Annotated in this window: 6 protein-coding genes and 1 pseudogene; 3 read left to right on the top strand and 4 right to left on the bottom strand. The window is 69.5% G+C overall.

All coding sequences use genetic code 11. The features are described from left to right. From IH26_RS53970 to IH26_RS0125205, 4 genes and pseudogenes are all read right to left on the bottom strand, one after another. Positions 1–968, bottom strand: a pseudogene (locus IH26_RS53970) (histidine kinase dimerization/phospho-acceptor domain-containing protein); the annotation flags it as partial. Positions 969–975: 7 nt separating this feature from the next. Further along, a complete protein-coding gene (locus IH26_RS0125215) occupies positions 976–1,689 on the bottom strand; it encodes a response regulator transcription factor (protein WP_030438706.1) in 714 nt (237 codons plus the stop codon). Between the two features lie 72 nt (positions 1,690–1,761). Continuing rightward, positions 1,762–2,523, bottom strand: coding sequence for a lysophospholipid acyltransferase family protein (locus IH26_RS0125210; RefSeq protein WP_030438705.1), 762 nt, complete (start codon positions 2,521–2,523; stop codon positions 1,762–1,764). Further along, entirely contained in the window at positions 2,520–3,281 is a 762-nt protein-coding gene (locus IH26_RS0125205) for a GNAT family N-acetyltransferase (protein WP_030438704.1), read from the bottom strand. The genes IH26_RS0125210 and IH26_RS0125205 overlap by 4 nt, the downstream gene beginning before the upstream one ends. Before the next feature lie 160 nt (positions 3,282–3,441). On the opposite strand from IH26_RS0125205, the gene IH26_RS0125200 reads away from it, so the two are divergent. The 3 genes from IH26_RS0125200 to IH26_RS0125190 all read left to right on the top strand — a co-directional run bounded on the left by IH26_RS0125200 (position 3,442) and on the right by IH26_RS0125190 (position 9,036). Continuing rightward, positions 3,442–4,359, top strand: a complete 918-nt coding sequence (locus IH26_RS0125200; protein WP_030438703.1) for an ABC transporter ATP-binding protein — start codon at positions 3,442–3,444, stop codon at positions 4,357–4,359. Beyond that, entirely contained in the window at positions 4,356–5,183 is an 828-nt protein-coding gene (locus IH26_RS0125195; protein ID WP_030438702.1) for an ABC transporter permease, read from the top strand. The genes IH26_RS0125200 and IH26_RS0125195 overlap by 4 nt, the downstream gene beginning before the upstream one ends. A gap of 121 nt (positions 5,184–5,304) precedes the next feature. Next, positions 5,305–9,036 (top strand): multifunctional oxoglutarate decarboxylase/oxoglutarate dehydrogenase thiamine pyrophosphate-binding subunit/dihydrolipoyllysine-residue succinyltransferase subunit, encoded by a 3,732-nt coding sequence (locus IH26_RS0125190; protein ID WP_425394397.1) that lies wholly within the window; start codon positions 5,305–5,307, stop codon positions 9,034–9,036. Positions 9,037–9,039 lie beyond the last annotated feature (3 nt).

Here is a 9,039-nt window from a genome sequence, read left to right as displayed (position 1 = left end):
CCGCTCCCGATCCAGCCGGGCCAGCAGCAACAGGTCCTCCACCAGCAGACCCATCCGGGCGGCCTCGTCCTCGATCCGCCGGACCAGCTTGGCCACATCTTCCGGATCGGAGACCGCGCCCTGGCGATACAGCTCGGCGAACCCGCGGATCGTGGTCAACGGCGTCCGCAACTCGTGCGACGCGTCCGCGACGAACTGCCGCATCTTCGCCTCCGACGCCAGCGCCCGCGCCTCGGAGAGCTCGGACCGCGCCCGGGCGATGAACGCCGCCTCGATCTGGGCCAGCATCGCGTTCAGCGCCCGCGACAACCGGCCCAACTCGGTGGTGGGCTCGACCCCGTCGTGATCCTCCGGATCCGGAACAACGGGATCAGACTCTGCCGCACCAGCGCCGCACCCACCGCCGCCAGCGCGATCAACACACCCACCCCGACCAGGATGTCCGCCCGGACCAGCCGGGCGATCGACTCGTCGATGCCGGCCATCCGCTGCGCGACGTAGAGCACCTCGCCGTCGTCGAGCTGGAGCACCAGCATCCGCCAGATGTACTTGCCGTTGTTCGAACGCACCGTGTATGGCGTGTTCGCCCGGGCGCCGATGTCCTCGAGAGTGGTGAGGAAGGGCGGCTGGTCGGCGGCGGCGATGTCGCGCGGGTAGACCGGCCCGACCCCCTCGGTGGTCTTCCAGGTAGCCAGGTAGTCGGGCGGCACGACCATCCAGACGCGGGTGTTGGACGTGCGGTTGTTCAGGTTCTCGGCGGCCACTGAGGCGCTCGCGAACGTGCGCAGCTGGTCGTCCATCCGCGAGACCAGGTAGCTGTGCAGCGCGTACGTGCTGGCCAGGCTGATCAGCGACAGCGCCGCGAACACCAGGACCAGCACCGAGGCGACCAGCTTGGTGCGCAGCGAGACGCGGCGCAGGTTCGGCTGCGGCGGGATCGAGTTGCGAACCCGCTCGGTCAGCGTCATCGGGGGCTCAGACGGCGGGTTTGCGTAGCACGTACCCGACGCCGCGGAGGGTGTGGATCAGGCGCGGCTGAACGTTGTCGACCTTGCGCCGGAGGTACGAGATGTACGACTCGACGATGTTGTCGTCACCACGGAAGTCGTACTTCCAGACGTGGTCCAGGATCTGCGCCTTGGAGAGCACCCGGTTCGCGTTCAGCATCAGATAGCGCAGCAGCTTGAACTCGGTCGGCGACAGCTGCACCCGCTGGCCGGCCCGGTAGACCTCGTGCGTCTCCTCGTCGAGCTCCAGGTCGGCGAAGACCAGGCGGGACGGCTCCTCCTCGCCCGCGGTGGTCCGCCGGAGCACGGCCCGGATGCGGGCGGTGAGCTCCTCGAGGCTGAACGGCTTGGTCACGTAGTCGTCGCCGCCGAGGGTGAGCCCACGGATCTTGTCCTCGGTGCCGTCGCGGGCGGTCAGGAACACCACGGGGGTGCGCTGCCCGCCCTCCCGCATCAGCCGGATGACCTCGAAACCGTCGAGGTCGGGCAGCATCACGTCGAGGACGACCAGGTCGGGCGCCGCGTTCTTCGCCGCGCTCACGGCAGCGCTGCCACTGGTGGCGGTGCTGACGTCGAACCCGGCGAAGCGGAGACTTGCCGACAGGAGCTCCAGAATATTCGCGTCGTCCTCGACGACGAGGAGCTTCGCCTCACTCTGCTTGGGCTGGGTCTGAGTCGCCATGAGACCCATTGTTTATTAATCCGCTGCAGCTTCGCTGCACGTGGACTGAAAGTTGTCTGTGAAAGTATTCAGCTAGGCTGCCAGGCGATACCCAGCCGGGCCCAGCGAGGACTGGGCGGCGCGGGCCAGCGTACGTCGGTCGGCGTCGGTGGTGGGGCGTAGCGCCGGGGCGGTCACCAGGGTGACGGTGAGCGACCGGAGCGCGGCGACCCGGCGGATCGAGTCCCACAGGGTGTCGTCCCCGATGAACGCGGCCGCGGTCGTGTCGTAGCAGATCGAGGCGGGCACCACCGGAGCGCCGGCGTCGATCGCCGCCTGGAACAGGGCGGGCCGGAACCTTCCCTGATTGGCGCCGCAGAACGTCGTACCCTCCGGGAAAGCCGCCACCGAACGCCCGGCCCGCAGCGCGGCGGTCACCTCGGCCACCGTGGTCGGCAGCGCCTTCGGGCGCGACCGGTCGATGAAGATCGCGCCGGAGAGACCGGCCAGGGCGCCGATCCCCGGCCAGCCGCCGACCTCGCCCTTGGCCACCAGCCGCACCGGCGCCACCGCCAGCAGCACCAGGATGTCCAGCCAGCTGACGTGGTTGGCGGTCAGCAGGCTGCCCGGCCGCGGCGCCGGGCCGCGCTGGACCAGCTTGATCCCGAGGACCGCGAGCATGGTGCGGGCCAGGGTCCGCAGCGCGGCGCCGCGCAGGAGCGGCACCAGCAGAAACCCACCGACGAGTACGACCGCGAGCGTCACCATCCGCAGCGCCGCCAGACCGCGCACCGCATGCGGGTCGGCGCCGTCGCGGCACTGGTCGCCGCAGCCGGAGACGGGCTGCCACATCATCGCGCCGCTCCCAGGAAGTGCCGGCGGTACCGGGGGTCGAGCCGGTCCATCGAGAACAGGACGTAGAAGTCGGCGACGTCGAAGTCGGCGTCGTAGGCCGGCTCGCCGCAGATCCAGCTGCCCAGCCGCAGGTAGCCCTTGAGCAGCGCGGGCGGCTGCACCTTCGGGTCGCCGGCCAGCTCGTTGCGCAGCAGCCAGTTGTCCCGCGGCTTGACCCGCAGGGCGGGCGGCGCGAGGTGCTTGGACTGCACCCGGGCCCAGACGCCGGCCGCGGTCGCGCCGCCGTCGGCCAGCGGCACCGAGGCGCAGCCGGAGAGCCAGCGCAGGTTGTTCAGGTGCAGGTAGCGGGCGATGCCGGCCCACATCAGGTTGACCACCGCGCCGGTGCGGTGGCCGGGGTGCACGCAGGAGCGCCCGGTCTCGACCAGCTGGTCGCGCAGCGGGCGCAGGGCGCTCAGGTCGAACTCGCCGTCGCCGTAGCGTCGTCCGGCCCGCTCGGCTGCCTTGGGGGGAAGCATCCGGTAGGTGCCGACCACCTGGCCCGTCTCGTCGTCCCGGACGATCAGGTGGTCGCAGTACTCATCGAACTCGTCGACGTCCCGGCCGTCCGCGACGTCGGGCAGGCGGGCGCCGAGCTCGCCGGCGAATACGTCGTGCCGCAGCCGCTGCGCGGCGGCGACCTGGCTGGGGTCGTCGGCGATGAGCAGGGTGTAGCCGCTGGTCCCGGTGGATGCGGGGGCGGTCAGAAGAACGGCCATGTGATCTGTGTAAGGGTGACAACTGCCGATGGAATGTCGGCCTTGGTGGGGATTCATGGCCGCAAAATGAACGGCTTGTGCTCCTGGCCAGGGGCCACGCGAGTGGCGGGGACCTAGTACGTTCATCCTTCGGAGAAACGGGCCGAGGGGAGCTGGGTCGATGAGTGCGCCGGCGAGCGACGACATCGTCGTCGATCACCTGACGAAGCAGTACAAGAAACTGCGCGCGGTGGACGACCTCAGCTTCACGGTGCGGTCCGGGCGGGTGACCGGCTTCCTCGGGCCCAACGGCGCGGGCAAGACCACCACGCTGCGGATGCTGCTCGGCCTGGTCACGCCGACCGCCGGCAACGCCACCATCGGCGGCCAGAGATACACCGAGCTGCACGACCCGATCCGGCACGTCGGCGCGGTCCTGGAGGCGTCCAGCGCGCACCGCGGCCGCACCGGCCGCAACCACCTGCGGATGATCTGCCGCGCGGCCGGCCTGCCCGACTCCCGCGCCGACGAGACGCTCGAGCTGGTCGGGCTCACCCCGGCCGCCAAGCGCAAGTTCAAGGGCTACTCGCTCGGCATGCGGCAGCGGCTCGGCATCGCCGCCGCCATGCTCGGCAACCCGCGGGTGCTGATCCTGGACGAGCCGGCCAACGGCCTCGACCCCGAGGGCATCCGGTGGATGCGTGACCTGCTCAAGGCGCTGGCCGCCGAGGGGCGTACGGTCCTGGTCTCCAGCCACCTGCTCGGCGAGATGCAGCTGCTCGCCGACGACGTGGTGATCCTGGCGGCCGGCCGGCTGATCCGGCAGGGCCCGGTCGACGACGTGCTCGGCTCGATGGGCGCGGCCCAGGTGCGGGTGCGCACCCCGCAGGCGGCCGAGCTGGCCGACGCGCTCGGCAAGATCAACGCCACGGTCTCCCCGCAGCCCGACGGCTCGCTGCTGGTCAGCGGCGCGGACTCCGCCGCGATCGGGCACACCGCGTTCACCTCCTCCGTCGAGCTGCACGAGCTCACCCCCGAGCGCGGCGATCTCGAACAGGTCTTCCTTCAGCTCACGGCCGGAATGGCGGGCATCCGATGAGACTGGTCAGCGCCGAGCTCTTCAAGCTCCGTACCACCTCGATCTGGTGGATCATGGGGATCATCCTGATCCCGCTCTACGCCGCCAGCGTCGGTTTCAACTGGCTGAGCTCGTACGCGCTGACCAGCGGCCAGGCCGGCAACGGCGGCGGGGGGACGCGGGAGGCCCAGGTCCAGGCGGTCAGCCAGCCGATCAACATCGCCACCAACATGTACACCACCGGGCAGTACATGGGTGTGCTGATCGTCCTGCTGCTCTGCGCGATCATCGTGACCAGCGAGTTCTTCCACCTCACCGCGACCACGACGTTCCTGGTCACCCCCCGGCGCGAGGCGGTCATCCTGGCCAAGCTGGGCGCCGGGATGATCGTGGGACTGGCGGTCTGGGCGCTCACCACCGTGCTCAACCTGATCCTGGTCCCGATCATCATGGACGCGCTGAACCTCCCGGTGCAGCTCGGCGAGCCGGCGGTCTGGCGGGCCATCGGGCTGAACCTGCTGGCCTTCATGCTCTGGGCAGTGCTCGGCGTGGGCCTCGGTGTGCTGATCCGCAGCCAGTTGGCGGCCACGCTGATCCTCGCGATCGTGTACACGGTCGGCGCCGCGGTGGTCGGGATCATCTTCACCCTGCTCTCCCAGAACGTGGCCGAGTGGATCGGCAAGCTCCAGGTGCTGGTCCCGACCACCGCGTCGGAGCTGATGCTCTCCGGAACCGAACTGCCCGGTAACCCTCCGAGATGGGTCGGCGCCGTCGTGTTGATCGGCTACGCGGCGGTCGCGGGAGTCGTCGGTACGCTGATTACGAAGCGTAGGGATATCAGCTGAGCCCGGCCCGATTTTCCGCGTCCGTAGACCCGACGCGGAGACGAACCACGCCTCGGCACGGCGTAGCCTTGACACCGAATTCTTCCCGTCCCATGTGACGAGCCAGTCGCGTGCCGACAAGATGGTGAAAGAGGCGAACACGAAAGTGTCGACCCAGCAGACTTCGCAAGACAACCCACTCGCGGATTTCGGTCCCAACGAGTGGATCGTCGACGAGATGTATCAGCGCTACTTGGCCGACCCGACCAGCGTCGATCCCGCGTGGCACGACTTCTTCGCCGACTACAAGCCGGCGATGGCGACCGGATCGATCGTCACGCCGGACGAGGCCACCGCCGCCAACGCGACCGCTTCCGCGGCCCGCGCGGGCACGGATGCGCCCGCGGCCGTGACCGTGGCCCCGGTCAAGCCGACCGTCCCGGAAACCGCGAAGCCTGCTCCCCAGCCCAAGCCGGCCGCCAAGCCGGCCCCGGCCGCCTCGAACGGCAAGGCCCCCGAGGGCGCCAAGGTCACCACTCTGCGTGGCGTCGCCGCCAAGATCGTGCAGAACATGGACGCCTCCCTCGAGGTGCCCACCGCGACCTCGGTGCGGGCCGTCCCGGCCAAGCTGATGGTCGACAACCGCATCGTCATCAACAACCACCTAGCCCGCGGGCGCGGCGGGAAGGTCAGCTTCACCCACCTCATCGGCTGGGCCCTGGTCCGCGCCGTGGTCGCGCACCCCGAGATGAACAACTCGTTCGCCGAGGTGGACGGCAAGCCCGCGATGGTCGCCCCCGAGCACATCAACCTCGGCATCGCCATCGACCTCGCCAAGAAGGACGGCTCCCGCACCCTGGTCGTGCCGTCCATCAAGAACTGCGAGGGGATGGATTTCCGCAAGTTCTGGCAGGCGTACGAGGACGTCGTCCGGCGCGCCCGGCGTAACGAGCTGACCATGGAGGACTACGCCGGCACCACGATCTCGCTCACCAACCCGGGCGGCATCGGCACGGTGCACTCGATCCCGCGGCTGATGAGCGGGCAGAGCGCGATCATCGGCGTCGGCGCCATGGAGTATCCGGCGCAGAACGCCGGGATGAGCGACGACACCCTCTCCGACCTGGGCGTCAGCAAGGTCACCACGCTCACCAGCACCTACGACCACCGGGTCATCCAGGGCGCGCAGTCCGGCGAGTTCCTCAAGGTGATGAACGAGCTGCTGCTCGGCGACCACGGCTTCTACGACGACATCTTCACCTCGCTGCGGATTCCGTACGAGCCGGTGCGCTGGGTGCGGGACGTCGCGCGCACCTCCGAGGGGCAGATCGACAAGGCCGCGCGGGTGGTCGAGCTGATCCACGCGTACCGGGTCCGCGGCCATCTGATGGCCGACACCGACCCGCTCGAGTTCGAGATCCGCCGCCACCCCGACCTGGACGTGCTGCAGCACGGCCTGACCCTGTGGGACCTGGACCGGACGTTCCCGGTCGGCGGCTTCGCCGGCAAGCAGCGGATGAAGCTGCGCGACGTGCTCGGCGTCCTGCGCGACACCTACTGCCGCCGGGTCGGCATCGAGTACATGCACATCCAGGGCCCCGAGGAGCGGCGCTGGATCCAGGACCGGATCGAGATCAAGTACACCAAGCCGGACCAGGACGAGCAGAAGCACATCCTCAACCGGCTGAACGCCGCCGAGGCCTTCGAGACCTTCCTGCAGACCAAGTTCGTCGGGCAGAAGCGGTTCTCGCTGGAGGGCGGCGAGTCGCTGATCCCGCTGCTGGACGCGGTGCTGCAGTCGTCGGCCGAGGCCGGGCTGGACGAGATGGTGATCGGCATGGCCCACCGCGGCCGGCTGAACGTGCTCGCCAACATCGTCGGCAAGCCGTACGAGAAGATCTTCTACGAGTTCGAGGGTCAGATGGACCCGAAGTCGGCGCACGGCTCCGGCGACGTCAAATACCACCTGGGCCAGACCGGGAAATACACCACGCCGGACGGCGAGAGCTCGACGACGGTCAGCGTGGTGGCCAACCCGTCGCACCTGGAGGCGGTCGACCCGGTGCTCGAGGGCATCGTCCGCGCCAAGCAGGACCGCCTCGACCTGGGCCTGCACGGGTACACGGTGCTGCCGGTGCTGGTGCACGGCGACGCCGCGTTCGCCGGCCAGGGCGTGGTCGCCGAGACGCTGAACCTCTCCCAGCTGCGCGGGTACCGGACCGGCGGCACGGTCCACGTGATCGTGAACAACCAGGTCGGCTTCACCACCGCGCCCGAGTACAGCCGCTCGTCGATGTATTCCACCGACGTGGCCCGGATGATCCAGGCGCCGATCTTCCACGTGAACGGCGACGACCCCGAGGCGGTCGTACGGGTCGCGAAACTGGCCTTCGAGTACCGCCAGGCGTTCAACAAGGACGTCGTGATCGACCTGGTCTGCTACCGCCGCCGCGGCCACAACGAGGGCGACGACCCGTCGATGACCAACCCGCGGATGTACCAGATCATCGACACCAAGCGCTCGGTGCGGAAGCTCTACACCGAGGATCTGATCGGCCGCGGCGACATCACCGTCGACGACGCCCAGGAACAGCTGCGCGACTACCAGTCCCAGCTGGAGCAGGTCTTCAAGGCCACCCGGGATTCGGCCGGCACCCCGCCGCGGCCGCGGGTGATCGCCGAGGAGCCGGAACCGCTGGTGGACACCGCGGTCGACGCCGCCGTGGTCCGCTCGGTCGGCCAGGCGCACATCGAGCTGCCCGAGGGCTTCACCCCGCACAAGCGGGTGCAGCAGCTGCTGGAACGGCGGGCCAAGATGGCCAACGACGGCGGCATCGACTGGGCGTTCGGCGAGCTGGTCGCGTTCGGCTCGCTGCTCAGCCAGGGCGTCACGGTCCGGCTGGCGGGCCAGGATTCCCGGCGTGGCACGTTCGTCTCCCGGCACGCCTCGGTGGTCGACTCGAAGACCGGCAAGGACTTCCTGCCGCTGTCCTCGCTGACCACCGGCAACGCCCGGTTCTTCGTGCACGACTCGCTGCTGAGCGAGTACGCGGCGATGGGCTTCGAGTACGGCTACTCGGTGGAGAACCCGGACGCGCTGGTCCTCTGGGAGGCCCAGTTCGGCGACTTCGCCAACGGCGCCCAGTCGATCGTGGACGAGTTCATCTCCTCCGGCGAGGTGAAGTGGGGCCAGCAGTCGTCGCTGGTGCTGCTGCTCCCGCACGGCCAGGAGGGCCAGGGGCCCGACCACTCGTCCGGCCGCCCCGAGCGGTTCCTGCAGCTCTGCGCGCAGGACAACATGCGGGTTGCCAACGTGACCACCCCGGCGAACTACTTCCACCTGCTGCGCCGGCAGGCGCTGAGCACCAAGCGCAAGCCGCTCGTGGTGTTCTCGCCGAAATCGCTGCTCCGGCACAAGCTCGCGACCTCCTCGGTCGCGGACTTCACCCAGGGCAGCTTCCAGCCGGTGATCGGCGACGCCGGGGTCAACGGCGCCCCGCTGGACGCCGGTTCGGTCAAGCGGGTGCTGCTCTGCTCCGGCAAGGTCTACTACGACCTGTTCCAGGCCCGGGCCGAGCGCGGCATCACCGACACCGCGATCATCCGGATGGAGCAGATCTACCCGCTGCCGGTTGCCGAGCTCAGGGCGATCCTGGCCCAGTTCCCGAACGCCGAGGACTTCGCCTGGGTGCAGGAGGAGCCGGCCAACCAGGGCGCCTGGTCGTTCGTGGCGCTCAACCTGCTGGAGCACCTCGAGGGCGTGAGCCTGCGCCGCATCTCCCGGCCGGCCGCGGCCGCCCCGGCGGTCGGTTCGGCCAAGATGCACGACGCCGAGCAGTCGGCGCTGATCGAGGCGGCGCTGCCTCGGCCGTAGGTT

The organism is Actinoplanes subtropicus (assembly GCF_000721705.1).
Lineage (GTDB): Bacteria > Actinomycetota > Actinomycetes > Mycobacteriales > Micromonosporaceae > Actinoplanes > Actinoplanes subtropicus.
Note: the sequence above shows the minus strand (reverse complement) of the source record. Positions and strands in the feature narration are given on the sequence as shown.

Coding starts and splice junctions, on each gene's coding strand:
- IH26_RS0125215 (WP_030438706.1), bottom strand. CDS start 1,689: ATGGCGACTCAGACCCAGCCCAAGCAGAGTGAGGCGAAGCTCCTCGTC.
- IH26_RS0125210 (WP_030438705.1), bottom strand. CDS start 2,523: ATGATGTGGCAGCCCGTCTCCGGCTGCGGCGACCAGTGCCGCGACGGC.
- IH26_RS0125205 (WP_030438704.1), bottom strand. CDS start 3,281: ATGGCCGTTCTTCTGACCGCCCCCGCATCCACCGGGACCAGCGGCTAC.
- IH26_RS0125200 (WP_030438703.1), top strand. CDS start 3,442: ATGAGTGCGCCGGCGAGCGACGACATCGTCGTCGATCACCTGACGAAG.
- IH26_RS0125195 (WP_030438702.1), top strand. CDS start 4,356: ATGAGACTGGTCAGCGCCGAGCTCTTCAAGCTCCGTACCACCTCGATC.
- IH26_RS0125190 (WP_425394397.1), top strand. CDS start 5,305: ATGGTGAAAGAGGCGAACACGAAAGTGTCGACCCAGCAGACTTCGCAA.